The sequence below is a fragment of the Streptomyces sp. NPDC060366 genome, assembly GCF_042725135.1.
Lineage (GTDB): Bacteria > Actinomycetota > Actinomycetes > Streptomycetales > Streptomycetaceae > Streptomyces.
The window spans coordinates 74,137-93,362 of sequence record NZ_JBHXDC010000019.1 but is presented as its reverse complement, the minus strand read 5'-3'; the positions used below and the strand labels follow the sequence as shown (position 1 = coordinate 93,362).

The following is a 19,226-nucleotide window of genomic DNA, read 5'->3' as shown; positions in this document are numbered from 1 at the left end:
ACGGACCGCGGCCGCGCATCAGCCCCCGTCCGTGCTGTGTCTCCAGCCGTGCCCGTTCGCGCACTTGAAGGTGTGGTTGGACAGCAGTTGGTAGTCGCCGCGGTCGTCCCAGGCGTGCGTGCCCTCCACCGGGGGCTGACCGCACCGCCAGCACGCTTCCTGGCGCGCCAGTTCGTACGACGCCAGTGAGCGGGGCTCCGTCGACCGCGACACCCGCGGCGGCACCGAACGCGCCGGCTTCGGGGCCAGGCACGCGGCCACATGACTCACCGGGGCCGGTCGCGACGGGAGAGCGGTACTGCCGCCGTACGCGCCGTCATTCCCGGCCGTGAGCGAGCCGAGGACGTGCCACAGGCGCTCGCCGCCGGCCCCGTATTCCGGCGCGATGACCGCGAGGCTGACGGCGGTGTAGAGGTCGGCGAACGCGGCCGGGCTGATGTGCGGCCACTGGACGTGCATGTCGCGGTAGCCGAGGTGGTGGCCGAACCGGGTGATCGGCTCACCGGCGCAGGTGGTGACGACAACCGGGTCCTCGTAACACCCGAGCACAGGGTCGTTCGTCACGGTGATGAGCCCGGCCTCGTCGGCCACGTCCAGGAGCCGCTCGTACAAGCCGCAGTCGCTGATGTATCCCTCCACCGCGGCGCGCTGCTCCCACCACTGGCCGTCGACACCGGGCCCGGCCTGGCCGGGCTGCGAGGCGACCGTGACGAATCCGCCGCGGTTCAGGGCGGCGAGCGTGGGGACCAGGTGGGCCGTCTCCTCATCGGGGCCGTAACGCGGGGCGTATCCGGGCCAGGACCGAATCGTGCCCTCCAGCCACAGGGCCATCGGCTCCCCGAGGCCGGCGACGCTCTGCGGCGCCCGCCACCGTCGCCGGTCGCGCAGGCTCATCCATGGCAGTTTCAACGGGTCCTCCAAAGGGGTTGGGCAGCGGCGTATAACGCCGCGCGAGGTGGTGACATGCGGTCAGGCAGCCAGCCGGTGCGCGGCCGACGACGGGGGAGTGGTGTAAGTGGTCGGGTCCGCCGGGGTTCCGTCGTGGCACTCCAGGCAGGTGCCGATCTTCTTGAGCGGCAGGCAGAACTCGTACCGCCGACCGCATTTGGGGTTGGGGCACGTCTGGCGTGCGGCCATCGCGCGGTCCAGCGCCCATTCCTGGGCGAGCGTCGGCGTTCGCTTCGGCTTCGCCAGATCGACGCTGCGCAGGAAGGCGCGGGTGGGGTGGGTGCACGACCATTGCGGCGTGTAGGAGCACGCCTTGCAGCGCAGGATCGCAACCGGGCCGTGGCCGCCGGCTCAGGTTGCTGTCCCGCAGTTGCCGCCGGGTGACCAGGCCGTCGGGGACGGTGCCGCGGTCGTACTCCGGCAGGCCCCCGGCGCCGCGCGGCACCCGCGCTACCGGCTCGCGGCGGCGTCTCTTCCGTATGCGGGGCATCACCGGCTCCAAGCGGAAGGGAGCCGGACGGGACGATGGGGGTAGCGGGGCCCGGGACGGACAGGGCGCGGGCGGCCGATCCGGCGGCGCGGTCGGGGAATGAGCACGAGCAGTCCTCCATGCGATGATCACGGGCAACAGCAGTGCCCCACCGATGAACAGCCCGGTGGGGCACAGCTGTACGGGGCCGGAGGGGCGGGTCAGGCCTTGTCGCGCCCCGCTTGGGCGTCGGAGAGGATCCGGGCGTGGTCGAACGCGAGGTCCGGGAGCGCGTCCAGGGGCCACCAGCGGGCGTCGGCGGCGTCGTCCCCGGCAGCAAGCGGGACGGGCGTTGGCAGGGTGGCCGTGTAGGCGATGGTGACGACCCGGCCGCGGGGGTCGCGGCCCGGTGCGTGGTAGGGGCCGACCTGCCGGAGGTCAGCGGTGGAGACCGAGATGCCGGTCTCTTCCTCCAGCTCACGCGCCGCGGCTTTCAGAATCTCTTCGCCGACGTTCACGTATCCACCCGGCAAAGCCCAGCAGCCCGCGAACGGGTCCCAGCCCCGCTCGATCAGCAGGACGTGCCCGGCAGCGAACAAGACGACGTCGGCGGTGAGGTGGATCGTCTCGTCAACGATGTCGGTGTCGGTGTCGGTCATGGTGATCCCTTTTCGGTCGGTGGCATGGGAGTAGGCCGGTCGGCCTGTCCGGTCCTCGCCCTGCCCGTGTTCGGGTGGGGCCAGGACCAGGCGGGGCGACCGGAGGTCAGTTCCGGAAGGGGCAGCAGGTGTGCGGACGGTCGTCGGCGGGCGCGGCCGGGACCGGGTGGACGTGGATCGCGGGCTGGACGGTGACCTTCGCCGGGCGCCCGGCGGCGACGCGGTGGCGCAGGGTCAGGCCGCGCATCGCGAACGCGGAGAGGAACGTCCAGGCGAGGAGGGTGAGTCCGGTGGCGACGGGGCGGCCGGTGTCCGGGGTGGCCGTCCAGACCATGAACACGGTGGCCGCGCCGTGGGTGGTCCACATCGCCCGGACGCCGTTGTTCCGCGAGAGGTAGCCGAGGACCAGGCCGACGATGCCGGTGAGCAGCCACAGCGTGTAGACGGTGGAGTCGCTGATCGGCAGGCCGCTCGAGTGGGCCGCGAGGTACGAGCGGACCGGCTGGTCGATGACGGCGAACACCCCGTCGGAGGTGTCGGCGCCCATCTGCACCGTGGGTGCGGCGTTGAGCAGTTGGTGCAGCGCGTCCAGGAGAGCGGCGCCGGCGGCCTTCGCCAGGAGCACGGTGAAGGAGAGACCGGCGACCGCGAGAACGGTCTTGATCCAGTCGGCCATGTGGCGCCAGCCGTCGTCGGGCGCGCTGAGGACGTCCTCCCACATGGTGTGCAGGAGCCCGTCCTCTTCCCAAGCGGTGTCCCACCAGGCGCGCAGCGCGGCGAACCGCGGCTCCTTCGGCTCCGTCGGCTTCTGCGGGAGGGGCGCGGGCAGGTGGGCGGGTTCCTGGCGGGTGGGGCCGGGGGTGTTGTCGGACTGCACGAAGCAACTCCTTGTTGTTGATGAGGTGTTCACGGAGCGTGCGGATGGGTCAGGCTGTGAGCGACGGCCTGAGGGAAGAAGAGGGGGCGGCTGCGATGGGGTGGTTCACCCGCGATGAGCCGGAGGCGATCGTCTTCGACGAGGTCATCGACACCGACGGGACGATCTGGCCCGCGTTCACCGACGACGACGGCGTGCTGTGGATCGACGTGGAAGAGGACGTCGAAGTCGTCGTGAACCGGGCGATCGTGGATGGGCAGGTCCGGGATGCCGAGGTCGACGACCACGGACGGATCTGGATCGACTACGACGACTGAACCCGCACCGCAGGCCATGCGGTGCGGTCAGATGCCGCGGGCGTCGGCCAGGATCGCGGCCTGCTCCAGCATGCGCAGCGGCGTACGGCCGGTGCCGAAGGCGTCGTTGAACGCGGGCACGGACTCCACCTCGCCGAACTGGCGGCGGATGGTCTCCGTGAGGACGTCCAGGGCGCCCGCTTCGAGGGCGGTGTTACCGGCCGCTTCGGTGTGGAGCGCGCCGAACAGGCAGACGGCGCCCTGCTCGTCACGCATGGTCCTGGTGCACCATCCGTCCCGGCTGATCCGCAGGTACGCGCGGTGGAGCAGGGCCGCCACCGGGGTGGTGTACGGGTCGGGCGCCGGCGGGGCGTCGGGGGTGATGGGGGTGGTGAGGACGTCGGCCAGGTCGACCGGGTCGGTGGGGATGTGGGCGCTGTTCACGTCGTACGCGAGGGCGGCGTCGGCCAGGCGCACGGTCATGGCCGCGTCGGCCAGGGCGAGCCGGGTTTCGAGGTCGGCGGTGGTGCCGGTCGTGGGTGTGGTCGGTGTGGTGCGGCCCTGGGTGGTGGTGGGTGCGGTCATGAGCGCGGGCTCCTGGTGAGCGCTGTGCCCTCCGCGCCGTGGTGGCGGGGAGGGCACAGCGAGGGGCGGGGGTTACTGGCGGCCGGTCAGCCGAGGGAGGCCAGCCAGCCGGCGATGGACTCGATGCCGCTGGTGATGCCGGGCGCGATTCCGGTGGAGGCCAGGGAGAATCCGAACAGGGCGGTGACGAGGCCGGGCACGATCCGCTGGTAGCCGGTGTGAACAAGGAAACCGACGATGACGCCGGTGAGCAGGACGAGAGAGACCGACAGAACCACGAGCAACTCCTTCACGGTGGGATGGAACGGGTGGGCGGGTGTGACGGTCAGCTGTCGCTGCGCTGCCACACGCCGCGCTTGACCGTCTTGGCAAGGCCCTTGGCCTTGAGCTGCGAGCAGGCGTTGCTGACGCTGGAGGGCTCGAAGGCGGGCAGGGCCTCGCGCAGCTGCTTGAGGGCCATGGGACCGTCGGTGAGCAGTTCGAGGATCTGGTCCTGGAGGCCGGGCTCTTCCCCGATGTCGGGACCGCTGTTGCCGAACGGGATCCCGAAGGGCGACTGCGGCGGGGCGGGTGCCTCACCGCTGTCGCCGTCCGTGGCGGCCGGCGGGGCGGCCATCGGCTGGCTGCCGGGAGCGTCGGAGAACGCCTGGGCGAGGGTGTCGCAGTCGGCGTACGGGTTGGTGTGCCTGACCCCGTAGATCGCGGCCCCGGCCTGCGCGGCCTGGGCCTCGCCGTCGGTGAGGCCGTTCGCCGGTTCGTCGCCGTACAGAGCGATGAGGTCGGGGTAGACGCCGTCGACCTTCTCCGCGAAGAACGTGCGCATGAACTTGGCCCGGCCGTCGAGGAACATGTACGCCATGCCCGCGGTGGACTCGCCGTCTTCGTCGTCCTTGCCGGAGAACAGGGCTTCGATCTGCCCGTTCTCGTAGATCCGGGCGGGGATGTTCTCCATCTGGAAGCCGGCCGGGGCGATGCCGTCCAGGCCCATCTCCCTGGTGGAGGAGGAGGCGGTGCGCATGAGGAACAGCGCGCCGACCTTGCCCTGCTGGCGGATCGCGTCGTCGTCGCCCAGGTCTTTGAGGTGCAGGGACTGGACGGCGAGCCGGATGCCGATGCCGACTTTGCGGCCGGTCTTCTGGATGTCGGCGATCATGTACGCGGCTGCTTTGCGCATCGCTTCGTCCGGGTGGGACAGCAGCCGGTTGATCTCGTCGAGCGTGATGTTGATGAGCGGCCACGGCCTGCCGAGCGCGAAGTCGCCGCGCCCCATCTCGTTGGACAGACGCTCGCGGTATTTCATGACCGCGTGCGCGGCCGTGAGCATCAGGAGCGTCTCCACGGGGCCCTTGGCGAACCAGTCGACCCGGCCCTCCGCCTCGGGCAACGACATGCCGCCCTGGACGTCGCCGACCCAGGACACGACGCCGGAGCGCTTCTCCGCGGCGAGGATCAGGTTCTGCAGCACGCTCTTGCCCGCGCCGGTGACGCCGGCGGTGATACCGCGCAGCGCGCCCTGCCCGGGGTCCCACAGCCGCATCCGGGCGGGTTTGCCGTCGTGGCAGATCCCGATGGTGATACGGCCCTTGGCGTCCATCGTCAGGTCGTCGACGGTGGCCTTGCGGACCTTCATCAGCGGGTTCGTCTTGTAGACGGAGACGACACCCTGGCGGATGCCGTCCGTTTCGATGACGAGGCGCGACGGGTCGTCGATGCCGAACGCGGAGCAGATCGCGGTGTGCGGCAGGCGGATCTCCTTCCCCGGAGGGGAGGCGACCAGGAGCACGATCCGGTGCGGCTCGGACCGGTGGTCGATCAGGTCGACACCCGGTGCGGCGCCGCCCGTTGCGGAGACCGCCGTCTCCCACAGGCCTCGCAGCCCTTCGGCGGCGCGCTCGGTGTCCTCGGTGGTGGGGCGGGCGATCAGCCGCATCCGGCCGGGCCCGGACCCGGGCACGGGGCGGATCTTCACGGTGCCGACGGGGAAGTCGAACGCGGCAGCCAGCTGGACCTCGTTGAACGTCGGGACGGGCCTTCCGGCCTGGGCGACGACGACGGCCTCGAAGTCGGGCCGGTCGGCCCGGAACGGGGCGATGGACACCAGGCGGGTGCCGTCGCCGGTGGCCTGCGCCCACTTCGCGGCGAGGAACTGCTCGTACGACAGCGGCTCCGAGCCGTCCTGGTACTCGGTGAGCTGAAGGACCAGACCGGCGCTGCGGGTGAGCGGCGCCATCCATCCCATCAACCCGGCCCACGCGGCCGGGGTGACGACCTCCCACCAGTTGAAGCCCGGCGTCACCAGGCTCGTGATGTAGGTGCCGGCGGCCGTCAGGAACGGGATCGCCCGCTGCGCCCGGGTCAGAACGGCCATGCCCTGGTCGGGGTCCTTCGTCTTGGCGTACAGCCAGGCGAAGGTGCCCGCCGCGAGACCGGCGCTGCCCGCGTAGGAGAAGAACCCGTCGTCGAGCTGCGGGCCGATGGCCATCCCGGCGGCGGCGAGGGCGTAGGAGGTGCGTTCGGCCAGGACGCGCCGGTGGATGACGTGGCCGGGGACGTGCTTGGTGGTGTCGGCGGCCGGCGCCGCCTGGTCGATGGTGCTCAACACAGCCTCCTTCAGGGGCGAGAAGCGTGGGCGGGGTAGCGGCTGGGGCCGCACCCCGGTGTACGGGTGCGGCCCCAGCCGATGATCGGAACGGGTTCGGAACGGGTTGGGTGGGTCAGCGGCGGCGTCCGGTGCGCTGGTAGAAGCCGGGCTTGGCCTGCTGGACGCCGGAGCCGTTCACCGCCTCGTACACGCCCCGGTACTCCTGGTCGTGCGCGGAGTTGAAGCCGCGGGCGTCGGATTCGACGGTGTCGGCGGTATCCGTCATCTCGCCGGAGGCTTCCGCGACCCTCGTGAGGGCGGCGGAGGCGTCCAGGATCATCGCGGTGAACTGCGGCTCGACTTCGGCCGCGTCGCACATCTCCGACAGGCGCGCGGCCTTGGCGGCGTTGCGGCCCATGTGCGCCCGGAGCAGGTGCATGCCCTCTTTGAGGATGAGAGCGGCCGACGCGAGAGCGGCGGTCCGGAAGGACAGGGCAAGGAAGCCGTTGTCGCTGCTGGCGCCGCTGCCCATGCCCGGGATCGCGGGGAGGTTGTCGCTGCTCGAGCCAGCGTCCCCGCCGGGGATGGCGGGCAAGTTGTCGCTCATGGGACCCCCTTCTCAGTTCTCGTTGTGGATGCGAGCGGACGGGACCAGGAGACCGGCGTCCTCGGTGGCCTGCTGGACGGGCCGGTAGGCGTCGAACATCGCGTTCTCCGCCATCTCGCAGAGTTCCGCCGCCTCCAGCGACCTGGTGGACATCTCGTCGGCCTTGCGGGCCAGGAGCTCCATCGACTCCGCCAGGCGCGCCATCGCGGCGCCGGTCAGGCGTCCGAGGATGTTGTGCTTCGCGCGCAGGTCGGCGGCGAGTTCGTCGAGCTTGTGCCGGATCTGCCGCGCCTTCACGGAGAGCTTCCGGCACGTCTCGTGCGCCTTGAACGAGTCCTGGGTGAGCTCCTCCAGGACGTCGAGCGTGTCGTCGAGCGTGATCTCGGTGGCGTGCTCCGAGGACATCCCCGACACACCGCCGCTGGCGTACGCCGCCACCGCGTTTCGCGCGTCTCCCATGCTGTTTCCCTTCGTGCTCGTACGGGCGGCGGGCACACCCGCGCCGGACTTCGGAGGGACGGGCGGTGTGGAGCCGGCCCGTTCGACCGTGATCTGACCAGCCGGATCGGACACCGCCGTCGCGGCGCCCATCGCCTCGAACGGCGACAGGCGCGGATCGCCGGTGCCCGGCACCGTGCCCCCACCCGGCGCACCGGTTGCCGGAGCCCCGGCGGGTGCCCTGTTCGGCGCGACCGGAGCGGGCGGCCCGGCGGGTGCCGGGGGCGGGGCGGTGGGCCTGGGCGGCATCGGCCTCGCGGGCGCCCCGGCCGGGACCGGAGGGACCCGCTTCCGGGCGCGTTTGCGGGCCCGTGCCTTCGCCCTGGACCAGGCGCTGGTGCGCACCGGCGCCTTCGCGGCCGGGCCCGTGGGGCCGGTCGCGGCGGGGCCGGACGGCTTGGTCCCCGGTGCCGTGGGCTTGGGCTTGGTCTTCGGGCCGGTCTTCTTCTTCGGCTTCTTGACCTTCGCCTTCGTCATGACCGGCGGCGACAGCTTCTTCCGGCGGCGCTTGAGCCGCTTCTCAGCGGTCTCGTGCACCGCGTCGCCCAGCGTGGTGCGCCCGCGCGCGGCGGACTTCATCGCCCCGAGGACCTTGCGGTCGTACTCGCGCTGGAAGCGCCGGCACTTGCGGCAGCGGCAGCCGTACTTGTCCGTCGCCGCGAACGTGCCGTGGGCGATGCCCGGGGTGAGCGTGATCTTCTTTCCCTTGCGGGACTTGCCCCCCGGTGCCTTGGGCACCGCGCCCGCTGTCCCGCTCCCACCCTTGCCTGAACGGGACTTGTCCTTCTTCCCGCTCTTGCCCGGACCGGTGCCGCCGGGCGTGGTGGGGCCGGAACCGGCACTGTTCGGACTCTTCTTGGGCTTCGGGCCCGTGCCGGGCGTGGTGGTACCGGGCTTCTTGCGCAGGATCCCGGCCGGGCCGGTCGTCCCGCGCGGGGACTTCTTCGGCCCTCCGCTCCCCGGGCCCTTGCCGGTCCCGGTGCCCTTGGAGCCGGACGTCCCGGCGCCGGTGCCCGTGTCCTTGCCGGGGCTCTTGCTGCCGGGGCCGGTCTTGCCGGTGCCCGCACCGCCGGCCGGTCCGCGCTTTTTCAAGGGCCCGCCGGACGATCCGCCGGAACCGGTGCCGCCGGGCACGCGTTTGCGGTTCGTACCCGGACCACCCGACCCGGAGGAGCCGGCCCCGCCGCCGGGGGAGCGCTTCCTCGCGCCGCCACCGCCGTTGTTGCCCGGGCCCTTCCCTCCGCCCGATCCTCCGGAGCCACCGGAGGCGCCGGGGTCGCGGTTCTTCTTCAGGCTCGGGCCGCCGCCCTGCGAGCTGCGTTTCAGCGGGGTGATGCCGGAGCTGTTCTTGCCGGGCGAGGGGGAGCGGCGGCCGCCGCCCGAACCGGAGCCCGAACCGCCGCCGCGATTGCCGCGGGAGCCGCCGCCGGCGCCACTGGGCGACCTGGTCGTCGACCCGCCGCGCCCCCGGCCTCCCGAGCCGCTGAAAAGCCCGCCACCGCCGCGTCCGGACCTGCCCGGACCATTTCCTGACAAGCCGCCAGAGGACCGCTGGAGCGACTTGCGGGCCCATTCATGGCCGGGCTGCACCTGCTTCTTCGAGCCGCCCCCGGAAGGGCCTGACTTGCCGGTGCTCGCGGTCTTCGCGACCGCTTCACGCTGCTCCCGGCTGGCCCGGTTCGCCGCCGCGGCGGAATGGATCCCGCGCATGGCCGCCACCGAGACCGCGAGGACCGCGGCGAGCGACAGTGCCCCCAGGCGCGGCGCGCCCGGCTGCGCGGCAGCGGACCGGAAGGCCGCCGGGACCGCCTGAGCGGGAGCCGCGGGGGGCGCGGAACCGGCCGGGAACGGGGCCCCGAGTCCGGGGTCGGGCAGGGCCGCGATCGCGTCCAAAGGGGCGGTCCGGATCGCGGGTGCAAACGCTTCGGGAGGGTCCGCAGAGGCGTCGGCGGGGGTGGCGAACGGCACGGTGGCCGGGGCCGGATCGGGCGTCTCCGGGGGAGGTTCGGCGGGGGCGGTGAAGCCCACGCGGGGGAAGTGGATCAAGTTGGTGGGGCCGTCGTCGTCGGCCATGACGTCTCCCTCTCGGAGTTGACAGACGGTCACCACATAGGGCACCCTCGCGCGCGCACGACACGCGCGCGCCTTGGGGTGCTCCAGGCGGTGAGGAGGAGGCGGTGAAGAAGAAGAACTTCGTCACCCTCCGTTGTTCTTGTAGAAGTCGTGCAGCGTGGCGGTGAGCGCGCGCCACAGGTCCGGCTTGCCGTCACGCTGCGCCTGGCGGGCCAGGGTCCGGCACGCGTCGTACCAGACCCCGGCCCGCTCCTGATCGCTCGTGGCCTCCGCGATCCGCGCGTTCCAGTGCTTCGCGCGGTTTTGCGTCTGCCGAGGCGTCGTCAACGCGCTTCTCCCCTCGGGAAGTAGTCGTTGATCGTGCGGTTCGGGGCCTGCTCACCGCCGGCCGTCATCGGCCACTCGTTGAACGGGCTGCCCGCGTCCAGGTACTCCGCGGGGCGGGCCTGCGGAACACCCGGCGCGCCCGCCTGCGGGTCGTGCAGTGCGTGCACGCTGTTGGTCAGCGAGTTCGCGACTGCCGCACCGGTGGCGGCCCGCCGGCCCTGCTTGCGCTCCAGCTTCTTGGCCTCCGCCTTGGCCCTGCGCGCGGGGAGCTCCAGGACCTCGTTGACGTACTTCGCGTACAGGGCCTCAGCCGCGCTCGCGGCCTCCTCCGACGCCTTCTGCATGGCCTTGACCTGCCGCGACACCTTCCAGGCGCGCAGCTTCTTGGCCATCCAGCGGTCACCCTGGATCGGGGTCTGCTCCAGGCGCCGGCGCACGATGTCGGCGATCTGCCCGTACTGCTGGGCGTCCTTGACGTGCTGATCGCGAACGGTTGCGGTGAAGGCCCGCAGGCCCTCGTCCGTGAACAGTGAGTTGATATCCATGAGCTGCGGTTTCTCCTTCTCGGGGCGGGGCGATCTGGCAGGGTCGGGGGTGGCGTTTCGGCGCCTTCACCGCGTCCCCGAGGCGCTGACTTCGTCTCGGGGGCCGGTGGAACCGTCGAAACAGCTCTTTGTGCAGGTCACGACTCCAGGCGGTAGCCGTCGGCGATCAGCACGACGGCCTCCTGGCGGTACTTCGAGGCGGTGTCCGTGGACGACACCTCGCACTTGCGCTGGACGTCGGCGATCGTGATCCGCTCGCACAGCTCGTGGTGGATGTCTTCGTGCGCCAGACCGTCGGGCACGAGGCCGGCCGCGAGCGCCATGCGGGCGACCTTGCGGATCGCCCGCTCGCGGGAGCTGAGCTTCGCGGTGTCCTCGATTTCGACCGCGCGCCGCTCGATTTCGGCAGCGGCCAGCCGCGTTTCGGCTGCGACCCGGTCCGCTTCGGCCGCGTCCTTCTTGGCGCGCGCGATGTCGGCGAGAGCCACATCCTGGAGGCGGTCCTCCTCCGCCCTGCGGCGGTTGGTTTCGGCAGTGGCGCGGCGCGTTTCGGCAGCGTCCTTCTCCGTTTCGGCAGCGACCCGATCCGCTTCGGCAGCACGCTGCCGGGCTTCGGCGATCTCCGCCGTCTCGACGGCCTGTGCCTCCGCCGCGGCGACCCGGTCGGCCTCCGCAGCGTCCTTCCGCTTCTGCGCCGCCTGCCGCTCCAACTCGGCTTTTCGGAGGTCCGCTTCGGCCGCCGTCTCGCGCTCCTGGGCTTCCTTGCGCCCGGCCTCGGCCTCACGGGCGCGGGCTTCGGCGACCAGGGCCGTCTCCAGCGCCTTCTCCTCCAGCTCGGCCGCCCGCTCAGCCGCGCCGACCTGCGCACGGGCGTGAGCGCGGGCCTGACCGGTCTGGCCGTCGACCTCCGCGCGCACCGCCTCGACGCTGCCCTTGGCGCGCAGGCGTTCGGCTTCGGACTTCGCCTGGGCGACCTCGCTGCGGGTTTCCGCGTCCAGGCGCCGACGCTCCGCGTCCTCGGCACGCTCCTGAGCTGCCTGGTCCTGCTCAGCGGGCATGGCCAGGGCCTCTTCGACGGTGTAGCCGTAGGGGGCCATCTTCGTCGGCAGCAGCTCGTCTTCGGTGGGGCCATTGTCGGTGCCCTTGTACTTACGCTTGAGCCACTGCTCGTAGGCGAGGAGTTGCTGGTCGCGGCGGGTCATCTCCGGGTAGGAGGTAACTCCCCACAGCCGCATCCGGCGGAAGATCCGTGCCGTCGCCACGGGAGCGAGCACCCACCGGAGCCACGGGATCGACTCACGTTCGTCCTGCTCAGGGCGGACGATGCGGTCGATCGCGGTGCGGCCCAGCTCCACCACCATGATGAACAGGACCGGCACGACGCCGTGGGCGCCGGCGGCAACGTAGTCCAGCAGCTCCCATCCCCGGCCCTTCGGGGCGCCGGACGCGGCGTTGAGGACGACCGTCGCGCCGGTCAGCAGCCACACGGGGTAGCGAATCCAGCTGATGGGGCGCTTGAGCCAGGCCATCAGCAGGTCGACCGCGATCATCACCATGATGCCGACGTCGACGCCGACCGCGAACAGCTGGCCCTTGCCCAGGCTCGCGAAGCGGAGCTCCTCGAACGCGAAGACCGCGACATGCTCGAAGGACAGGTACAGGCCGATACCCGCGAGCACGAGCGCGGCAGCCACGATCGTCCCGATGGCGCCCTTCTGAGTACCGGTCAACTTCGGCTTGGAGGACTTGGCTCCGGTTCCGTTTACCGGCTCCGAAGCGAATTCCGGCGAGGGCGAAACGGGGCGGGGTGTCCGCGAAACCGGCGCGGCTGATCCCGAAACGGTGGTTGGCGGGCGCGAAACGGGGGTGTCGGGTGCCGCTGTCTGCGGCACTTCGGTGATCGTCACAGGGGCCTCCGGAATGAGTGATTCAGGGCGGGGTCGAAACGGCGGGGGCCGCTCCCGAAACGCGGCAGGGCGTTCCCGAAACGACGGTCCCGATGGGCAGTTGCTTGCGAGACAGGCACCGGCTTACCCGGTCCCGGCACACGAAAAGACCGGCGGCCCGGAGGGCGGGCGGGCGGTCTCGCGAAGCACTGCGGGGCGGGACCGAAACCGGGAACGGCTCCCGCCGGGCGGGACTGAGCGGGCAACTAGCAGACGGAGTGCGGTGGTTCAGGCGGCGACGGGCGGCCGGTGCGGGGCGACGATCCGGCCGTCGGGGAGCAGCTCGCCGGTGTCCTCGAAGAGCAGGACCGCGTTGCACAGCAGGCTCCTTCTCTGCACTTCACTCGATCGAAGTTCGCTGGGGACCTGAACGACGGGAGAGCGTCCTGCTTGGCCCCTGGCATGCGTTTCTCGCGGATGGCACGATGAAGGCCCATGGATGATCAAGGAACTCTGACTGCTCAGGCTCTGCGTTTGGTCACGACCCGTTTCCCGGATGCCCTGGGGGCCGTTCTGGGGGGATCGGTTGCTCAGGGCCGTGCCACTGAGACCAGCGACTTGGACGTGGCCGTCCTCGTGCCGGACTCGGATTTCAGCCGCCGTGAGGTAGTCCGCCACGAGGGCCGCCTGGCTGAGCTGTTCCTGAACACCGTTGCGGACATACCAGAATTCTTCGAGTGGGACAGAGCCCGCCGCCGCGGCACGGTCCTGTTCATCTATGACCAGGGCCTGCCGTTGATGGACCCGCACGGCGATCTCTCCCGTGTGCGCGAACAGGCCCGAGCGGCACTCGCGGCCGGGCCGCCGCCGCTCACGCCGGCGGAATCGGAACGAGGCCGCTACGGCCTGACCTGCTTCATGGACGACCTGGTCGACACTCCGCCCGCGAACCGGCATGAACAGCTCTCCCTCGCCGACTTCACCCTGCGCGAGGCGGCACATCTGCTCACCGCCCACCACTGCGCCTGGACGGGCATCGGCAAGTGGTTGCCTCGCAGACTGCTGAGCGCCGACCCGATCCGGGGAAAGGCGCTGCTGGACGGCCATCAAGCCTTGGCGGAACAGGCCGATCCCGCTCCACTGGCGACTGCGGTTGAGGGGGTACTCGACCTGCTCGGCGGACCGCTGAGGGAGGGATACGCACTTCGCTGGCGTGCCTGACCTGCCTTTCCCTTCTCTGTGCTCGCTCGATCGACCTTCGTTGTGGATCACTGGGTCTCCTCGGGACGGGGGCGTGGGATGCCGAGGTCGGTAGTGGGTCTCCTGGTGAGGCGGGCGGCTTCGGCCTGTTTGGCGCGGAGGAAGGTCAGGGTCGAGTCGATGCCTTCGACCTCGCCGAGCCAGTGCTCTTCCTGGGCTCGCTTGCGGCGCAGGAGGAGGTCCTGCTCGATCTCCGCGAGGCGGGGCAGCATCTTGGGGTTGACCTGGAGCATTGGGCAGCGGATGCAGGCGTGTTCGTGGTTGCAGGGGGTGCCGTAGGGGCGGGCGCAGTTGCCGAGTTCGACCTTGCGCTTGTCGAAGTGCTCCTCGAAGTCGGCCCACTCCTCGGGCGTGACCTCGGGGTATTCGATCTCTGGTCGGAGCGATCGGCGGTGGTTCAGGAACCGCTGGTAGTTGGTGACGATGTCCTCGGCGAAGACCGCGACGTAGCCCTGAAGGGTCTGGAGGTTCAGGTGGCCGAGCAGGGCGGCGCCGATGTGGATGGGCAGGCCGCCGTTGACGATCTCGGTGGCGAAGAGCCGTCGGAAGTCGTGCGGCGTGAAGGTCATGTCGGCGAAGGCCCGGTGGGTCTCGGCGAGTGCCTCGCAGCTGCGGGCGAACATGTGGATGAACGTGGTCGGGGAGATCACTGATCGCTGCGTGCCGTTCTGCCGTTGCATGAGGAACGGCATGGGCTCTGACCAGGTCTTCTCGTGCGGGTCGTAGCGGTTGAGCAGGCGGACCGGCCGGCCGTCGGGGGTGAGGCGGCGGATGATCTGGGCGATGGCGTGGAACAGGTCCGCGGACATCGGGATGACGCGCTCGCGCTCGCTCTTGGACGGGGCGATGACGAGCAGGGCGATGACCTCGTTGTTCGGGCGCCGATACTGGCGGATGCTCAGGTGGGTGAGCTCGCAGAGCTCTTCGACGCGGATGCCGCTGTGTCGCAGGATCTCCAGGCCGGCCCACTCCCAGAACGCGGTGTCCTCGGTGAGCGTGACGTTGAGGACCTGTCCGTCCTCGTCGGTGACGCGGACCGGTGGTTCGTCCTGGCTCCTGGCCCAGGTGCGATCGCGGTCGCTGTCCGTGCGCCGGTAGGAGTGCCCGTCGTGCTCGAAGATCTCTCCGAGCTCGACCGCGCGGGCCTTCTTGAGCAGGCCCGTCAGGTGCTCGTAGCGGCCTTCGACGTGCGCGACCAGTGTGGGCAGCAGCGGCTGGCGGACCCGGATGCGGTCGGACATCCGCTGGTGGATCTCCCGCTTGCGCTTGGCGAACCCCTTGAGCTCCTTCGGCCGGATCGGGCAGGGCACGACCCACTGAGCCCACTGCTCGGGCTCGTCGATAGCCCAGCTGTGCAGGTCGAGATAGAGGGCGCGGACGGCCAGGAGGATGCCGGAGTCGTCCGCGCGGGTGCGGCGCTCGTCGCGGTCCCACCGCTTGATGGCCTCGCGCCACTGGTCATAGACCTCGGGGCTCAGCGCCAGATCCTGCTGCCCCGGGTTGATCTTCTCGATCTTGGCCCAGAACGTCTTCGCGAGCTGGCGGGCCAGGGCCGTGATGGTGGTGTAGTCGGTTCCGGCCCGGCGCCGGGTCAGGTAATCGATCAGCAGCTGGCGAACGCCCTGGTGCTGGATGGGGTAGCGGTCGACGAGCTGGGTGACGGTGAGCTGGCCGCGATAGACGTAGGCCCGCAAGGTCGGCGGGGTGCCGGGCGGGAAGTGGCCCATCTCGTGCAGCACCTGCCAGGTGCCCAGGCCCGCGAAACGCGTCGCCCCCGCCTTGCTGCCGTGAGTCACCCCGAGCCGCTTGGACTCCATGCCGAAGTGCAACAAGGCCGACGGAGTCAGATCCTCCAGCGCGATGCCCTGCGTGGTCAGGGCGGCTGTCAGGTCGAACTTCACCCGGACCCGGTGCATGTGGTGGACGTCGAAGGCGTCGGCCGCGGCGAAGAACTTCTCCAGCAACGGATCTGGCTGGAGTTCACGGAATCTCTGCGGGTAGTCCAGGAACTTGTTCGCGCGGAAGCCGGAGATCGACGGCCGGATGACGCGCAGGCAGAACGCCAGCTTGATCCCGGCGATCAGATCCGCGCTGTCAACGCGGTCGCCTTCGCGCGCCAGGACGCGTACCGACTCGGCGCCTTGGTCGTCGAAGCCGCTGGCCTGCCACCGTTCCTGCCAGGTGTCGCCGGGCATCTCCTCCAGGACGGAGAAGACCCGCCGGACGGCAGTCCGCCGGCGCCCCGGGTTCGGCTGGCCCTTGGTGGCCCGTTCGACGATGCGCAGGATCTCGGAGGCCGGGGCCCGGGACAGGTCCCCGAAGGGGCCCGGCGGTGTGCTGGGCAGCGGTGCCGGTGCCGCCTTGAGCTCCGCGCCGGCGAAGCGTGTGACGGGAGCGGGGATGAACGGCTCGTCGCCGTTGTAGTCGATGCGGCGGTTGCGGGCGGTGAAGGTCTGGGTGTCAGCCACCGAACACCGCCTTGAAGTCGTCCGGGTCGTAGCCGGGGGCGATGGCGGGCTGGAGGCGGGGGCGCTGGTAGTGGGCCTGGAGAGCGTCGAAGAGGTCCTCGACGCGGGCGTGCAGGTAGCGGCCGGTGGTGGCCAGGTCGGCGTGCCGGAGGATGGCCCTGACCTCGACCAGGGTCAGGTTCGGGTCGTTCGCCATCCGCTCGGCTGCCGTGTGTCGCAGGTCGTGAAGGCTCCAGTTCGTGCCCAGCCGGTCGTTGGCCCGCTGGATGACGCGCCGCATCGCCCAGTAGGTGAGCGGCTTGTCCGGACCGCGGCGGGTGCGGAAGACCGGCTCACGCGGAGCGGGCATGCCCATCGCGTCGAGGTAAGCGGCCAGCACCACCAGGGCCTGCGGGCTCGCCGGGATCGGCTCGCGCAGCTTCGTGCCCTTGGAGACGACGTAGACGATCTGGGCCGGCCAGTCGACGTCGGCCGGGGTGACTCCGAGCAGCTCGGCGGCGCGGGCGCCGCTGGAGACGTAGAGCAGCACCGCAGCGCGGTCCCGGTCGTGGTTCATGGCAGCGAAGAACTCGTCCCACATCGCGTCCGGGATGGCCCGGGGCTCGGTGGCCGGGACGCGCTGACGCAGGCGGGAGCGGCGGAAAGCCGGCACGGCCTCTGCCGGGTTGCGGTGAGCCAGCGCCCGGCGCCGTGCCTCCGAGACCGGCACCGGATTCATCAACGGGCCCTGGCTCAGGTCGCGGTGGAAGTCGTAGAAGCTGGCGATCACGGTCAGTGCGTGGTTGATCGTCGCGGGGGCGTAGCCGGCCTGGAGGTACCGCTTGCCGGTGCGCGGGTTGACCGAGCCGGGCTGCGGTGCCTCGGGCCGGGTGCGGCGGCGCTGCGGATTCGGTGCCGTACGAAGCCATCCCACTATCACTGCCACCTCCCCTTCCGTTGCCTTGTCCCAGGTCACGTTCAAAAGCCACAGGAACCGGAACCACCGCAGCAGGTCGTTGGCGTAACTGCGGCTGGTTGCTGGGCTGTTGTCGTTCAGAGCGAGGTCCCGCAGGTAGGGCGTCACCGACTCGACCGGGCTTCCAGCAGGGTCGAGTACGGCGTACGCCGGGTGCTGGGTCTCCAGCTGAACGACCGAGCCGACGCGGGGCAGGACAGCCCGCCCCTCCATCAGCTGGTTGCGCAGGTGCGACGTCACACAGAACTCCTTGGGCAGTCGGACATCGCAGTGCCCAACGACCTCAAGAAGGTGCAGTTAACACACCAGCCCTGCTCCGGGTGAGCGGCCACGACGTGCGCGGCCTCCGCGTCGGGGCCGTCGGCGGTCGGGCACGTCGGGGTGTGTGTACACAGCGAATCCGTCAGCGTGACGTCGCTGATCGCGGGAGAGGGGGTGGTGGTCGCGGTCATGCGGGCCTCATCTCTATGGGGTGTTCGGGTCCGGGCTGTCCAACTCCCCTCAACCCCGCCCGTACGGCACGCATCAGTACGGGCGGGGGAGGCAACCGGCAGTACGGGTCAGGCCGCCGCTCGGGCGCGCCGACGGGCGGCGCGGCGCTTCATCCGGCTGCGATCGTCATCGTCCGTGCCGCCCCACACACCGTGCTCACCGCGCTCCAGGGCGCCCTGGAGGCAGCTCGCCTTCAGCGGGCAGGTGGCGCAAATGGCCTTGGCTTCTGCGACCTGCGCGGTCGCCAAGGCGTGAGCGAAGAACAGCTCGGGATCCGCCCCCGCGCAGGCCGGCCGGGGCTGCCTGGCGGGCGCGGTGGTGGAGACGGGCCCGTAGGCGGAAGTGCGTACGATAGACAGGCGATTCATCAGGGCCTCCCAGAAGGTCCGGTGAAGGAAACGGCCCCAGGGATGCACCCCTGGGGCTGTTTGCGTGTCGACGGCGGCCGTGCGAACGGCCGGAGCGGGGTGAGCTCCCGGCGCTCTCCGCCGGCCCCGCCCGGAAAGGCGCGGGGACGACGGGCAATGTCGGAGATCAGCGCTGCTTGGACTGGCGGGCCTGGTAGGCGTCCTGGAGCCGGACGAAGCGCTCGTGAATCGGCGCCCCCGCCCTGCACTCCCGGCCGTCCTGGCAGTCCGCGCAGCCCCTGGTGTGCTCGCCGGACGCCTTGAACGCCTTCATGTAGCGGACGTACAAGTCGTCCTTCGTCGCGCTCACCGGCGGTTGAACCGGTCGAGAATTACGCGGACGTCGCGGCGCCGTACCGGCGGCGGTGTCGGGCTGGGGAGCGGGCTTCGGCTCACTCATCGGAGTAGCTCCGGTCGTGGTGGTGGATGTCGTGGACGCGGTGCCCGGCTTGGTACGCCGCTGCGGCAGCCATGGCGGCGGCCGCCAGAAGTACCCGAGTTGCGGGATGGTGCAGTCCGCGAGCAAGGGCCGCCCGCGCCGCGTGGTGCTGTGCGGCGCGGGCGGCCCGTATGAGAGACGGAATGTCGGGCACGGTCACCTGGTGGTCAGCAGTACGCGCAGGAGACGTCCCCGTCGGCGTTGAGGCAGCCGCAGCCCGGGCACTTCCACGTGGCCAGCGCCCGCAGCAGGAGACGGAGTGTCATGTCGCCCCTCCTCAGTGCGGGTGCGGGCAGCGGGTGAGGTAGTCGTCCACATCGCGCTGGCACATCCAGCACTGCCAGCGAAGGACGACCATCCTTGCGATACGGAGGTTCACCGGGTGGCTCCCGCCCCGGCGCAGCGCGCCGCGTCGATCCTGGCGTGCATCTCCTTGAGCGTGCGCGGTGCGCGCCGCTCGGCGGGGATGTGGGCGCCGGCCTCAGTGACCAGGCGCCGCAGGTAGCTGCCAAGGCGCTGGTCGGCGGAGAGCGAGACCTCTTCGCGGAGATGCTTGCCGGGGTCCCGCTTCGGCAGCGGCGGCTGGTCCGGAGCGGGCTCCGGGTCGGCCGCCGCGACCAGACGGTTGTCCGTCTCGTCCCGCTCGGGACCGCGCTGGTTGTCTCGCTCTTCCTCGTCTTCGATCCATCCGGCCTTCGGTTGTGCCGCAGGCCGTGAAAGAGTGGTGATCACAGGACCTCCTTGGGGTGCCTGTATCGCGCCGTCCAGGTCTTGCCACCTGGGCGGCGCACCTGTTGGTGGTGCAGGGCTTCCTGTCAGCCCTCCGCCGACGCCGGACCCGAAGAGCCGGCGAC

The 19,226-nt window shown here is 70.9% G+C and carries 21 protein-coding genes; 2 read left to right on the top strand and 19 right to left on the bottom strand.

The annotated features are described in order from the left end of the window. Positions 1-18: 18 nt before the first annotated feature. The 4 genes from ACFWHU_RS32220 to ACFWHU_RS32205 form a co-directional block, all read right to left on the bottom strand. The gene (locus tag ACFWHU_RS32220; RefSeq protein ID WP_387229213.1) at positions 19-894 is read right to left on the bottom strand and encodes a DUF6919 domain-containing protein; all 876 of its coding nucleotides are present in this window, start codon (positions 892-894) and stop codon (positions 19-21) included. Positions 895-969: 75 nt separating this feature from the next. After that, entirely contained in the window at positions 970-1,272 is a 303-nt protein-coding gene (locus tag ACFWHU_RS32215) for an RRQRL motif-containing zinc-binding protein (protein WP_387229311.1), read from the bottom strand. A 366-nt stretch (positions 1,273-1,638) separates the two neighbouring features. After that, positions 1,639-2,076, bottom strand: a complete 438-nt coding sequence (locus ACFWHU_RS32210; protein ID WP_387229211.1) for an NUDIX domain-containing protein — start codon at positions 2,074-2,076, stop codon at positions 1,639-1,641. A 106-nt stretch (positions 2,077-2,182) separates the two neighbouring features. After that, positions 2,183-2,953 (bottom strand): hypothetical protein, encoded by a 771-nt coding sequence (locus ACFWHU_RS32205; RefSeq protein ID WP_387229208.1) that lies wholly within the window; start codon positions 2,951-2,953, stop codon positions 2,183-2,185. A gap of 44 nt (positions 2,954-2,997) precedes the next feature. On the opposite strand from ACFWHU_RS32205, the gene ACFWHU_RS32200 reads away from it, so the two are divergent. After that, complete coding sequence (locus ACFWHU_RS32200) at positions 2,998-3,270, top strand: hypothetical protein (protein ID WP_387229205.1); 273 nt, start codon at positions 2,998-3,000, stop codon at positions 3,268-3,270. 27 nt (positions 3,271-3,297) lie between these two features. On the opposite strand, the gene ACFWHU_RS32195 is transcribed toward ACFWHU_RS32200, so the two are convergent. From ACFWHU_RS32195 to ACFWHU_RS32155, 9 genes are all read right to left on the bottom strand, one after another. Further along, positions 3,298-3,834, bottom strand: a complete 537-nt coding sequence (locus ACFWHU_RS32195; RefSeq protein WP_387229202.1) for a hypothetical protein — start codon at positions 3,832-3,834, stop codon at positions 3,298-3,300. 86 nt (positions 3,835-3,920) lie between these two features. Then, positions 3,921-4,181 carry a hypothetical protein gene (locus ACFWHU_RS32190; RefSeq protein ID WP_387229199.1) on the bottom strand — a complete coding sequence of 87 codons (261 nt, stop codon included), beginning with the start codon at positions 4,179-4,181 and terminating at the stop codon, positions 3,921-3,923. Then, the gene (locus ACFWHU_RS32185) at positions 4,160-6,433 is read right to left on the bottom strand and encodes a winged helix-turn-helix domain-containing protein (protein ID WP_387229197.1); all 2,274 of its coding nucleotides are present in this window, start codon (positions 6,431-6,433) and stop codon (positions 4,160-4,162) included. The genes ACFWHU_RS32190 and ACFWHU_RS32185 overlap by 22 nt, the downstream gene beginning before the upstream one ends. Positions 6,434-6,548: 115 nt before the next feature. Beyond that, entirely contained in the window at positions 6,549-7,022 is a 474-nt protein-coding gene (locus tag ACFWHU_RS32180; protein ID WP_387229195.1) for a conjugal transfer protein TraB, read from the bottom strand. Positions 7,023-7,034: 12 nt separating this feature from the next. Continuing rightward, positions 7,035-9,593 (bottom strand): hypothetical protein, encoded by a 2,559-nt coding sequence (locus ACFWHU_RS32175; protein WP_387229193.1) that lies wholly within the window; start codon positions 9,591-9,593, stop codon positions 7,035-7,037. Between the two features lie 123 nt (positions 9,594-9,716). Then, on the bottom strand, positions 9,717-9,920 hold the full coding sequence (locus ACFWHU_RS32170; RefSeq protein WP_387229191.1) for a hypothetical protein: 204 nt from the start codon (positions 9,918-9,920) through the stop codon (positions 9,717-9,719). Continuing rightward, positions 9,917-10,465: a hypothetical protein gene (locus ACFWHU_RS32165; RefSeq protein WP_387229189.1), complete on the bottom strand. Its 549-nt coding sequence runs from the start codon at positions 10,463-10,465 to the stop codon at positions 9,917-9,919. Before ACFWHU_RS32165 ends, ACFWHU_RS32170 begins: the two co-directional genes overlap by 4 nt. Positions 10,466-10,602: 137 nt before the next feature. Continuing rightward, positions 10,603-12,372, bottom strand: a complete 1,770-nt coding sequence (locus ACFWHU_RS32160) for a DUF2637 domain-containing protein (RefSeq protein ID WP_387229187.1) — start codon at positions 12,370-12,372, stop codon at positions 10,603-10,605. A 267-nt stretch (positions 12,373-12,639) separates the two neighbouring features. Then, positions 12,640-12,858: a DUF5999 family protein gene (locus ACFWHU_RS32155; RefSeq protein ID WP_387229185.1), complete on the bottom strand. Its 219-nt coding sequence runs from the start codon at positions 12,856-12,858 to the stop codon at positions 12,640-12,642. Here ACFWHU_RS32155 and ACFWHU_RS32150 point away from each other — a divergent pair. Further along, the gene (locus ACFWHU_RS32150; RefSeq protein ID WP_387229183.1) at positions 12,847-13,572 is read left to right on the top strand and encodes a nucleotidyltransferase domain-containing protein; all 726 of its coding nucleotides are present in this window, start codon (positions 12,847-12,849) and stop codon (positions 13,570-13,572) included. The two genes, ACFWHU_RS32155 and ACFWHU_RS32150, sit on opposite strands and share 12 nt — an antisense overlap. Before the next feature lie 47 nt (positions 13,573-13,619). Here the strand turns inward: ACFWHU_RS32150 and ACFWHU_RS32145 are convergent, their stop codons facing one another. From ACFWHU_RS32145 to ACFWHU_RS32120, 6 genes are all read right to left on the bottom strand, one after another. Then, on the bottom strand, positions 13,620-16,079 hold the full coding sequence (locus ACFWHU_RS32145; protein WP_387229181.1) for a tyrosine-type recombinase/integrase: 2,460 nt from the start codon (positions 16,077-16,079) through the stop codon (positions 13,620-13,622). Beyond that, positions 16,072-17,274, bottom strand: coding sequence for a tyrosine-type recombinase/integrase (locus ACFWHU_RS32140; protein ID WP_387229178.1), 1,203 nt, complete (start codon positions 17,272-17,274; stop codon positions 16,072-16,074). The genes ACFWHU_RS32145 and ACFWHU_RS32140 overlap by 8 nt, the downstream gene beginning before the upstream one ends. Further along, positions 17,271-17,486 carry a DUF5999 family protein gene (locus ACFWHU_RS32135; protein WP_387229176.1) on the bottom strand — a complete coding sequence of 72 codons (216 nt, stop codon included), beginning with the start codon at positions 17,484-17,486 and terminating at the stop codon, positions 17,271-17,273. The genes ACFWHU_RS32140 and ACFWHU_RS32135 overlap by 4 nt, the downstream gene beginning before the upstream one ends. A gap of 108 nt (positions 17,487-17,594) precedes the next feature. Then, on the bottom strand, positions 17,595-17,894 hold the full coding sequence (locus ACFWHU_RS32130; protein WP_387229174.1) for a WhiB family transcriptional regulator: 300 nt from the start codon (positions 17,892-17,894) through the stop codon (positions 17,595-17,597). A 166-nt stretch (positions 17,895-18,060) separates the two neighbouring features. Further along, a complete protein-coding gene (locus ACFWHU_RS32125) occupies positions 18,061-18,243 on the bottom strand; it encodes a hypothetical protein (RefSeq protein WP_387229172.1) in 183 nt (60 codons plus the stop codon). Between the two features lie 504 nt (positions 18,244-18,747). Beyond that, positions 18,748-19,104 (bottom strand): hypothetical protein, encoded by a 357-nt coding sequence (locus tag ACFWHU_RS32120; RefSeq protein WP_387229171.1) that lies wholly within the window; start codon positions 19,102-19,104, stop codon positions 18,748-18,750. Positions 19,105-19,226: the final 122 nt, after the last annotated feature.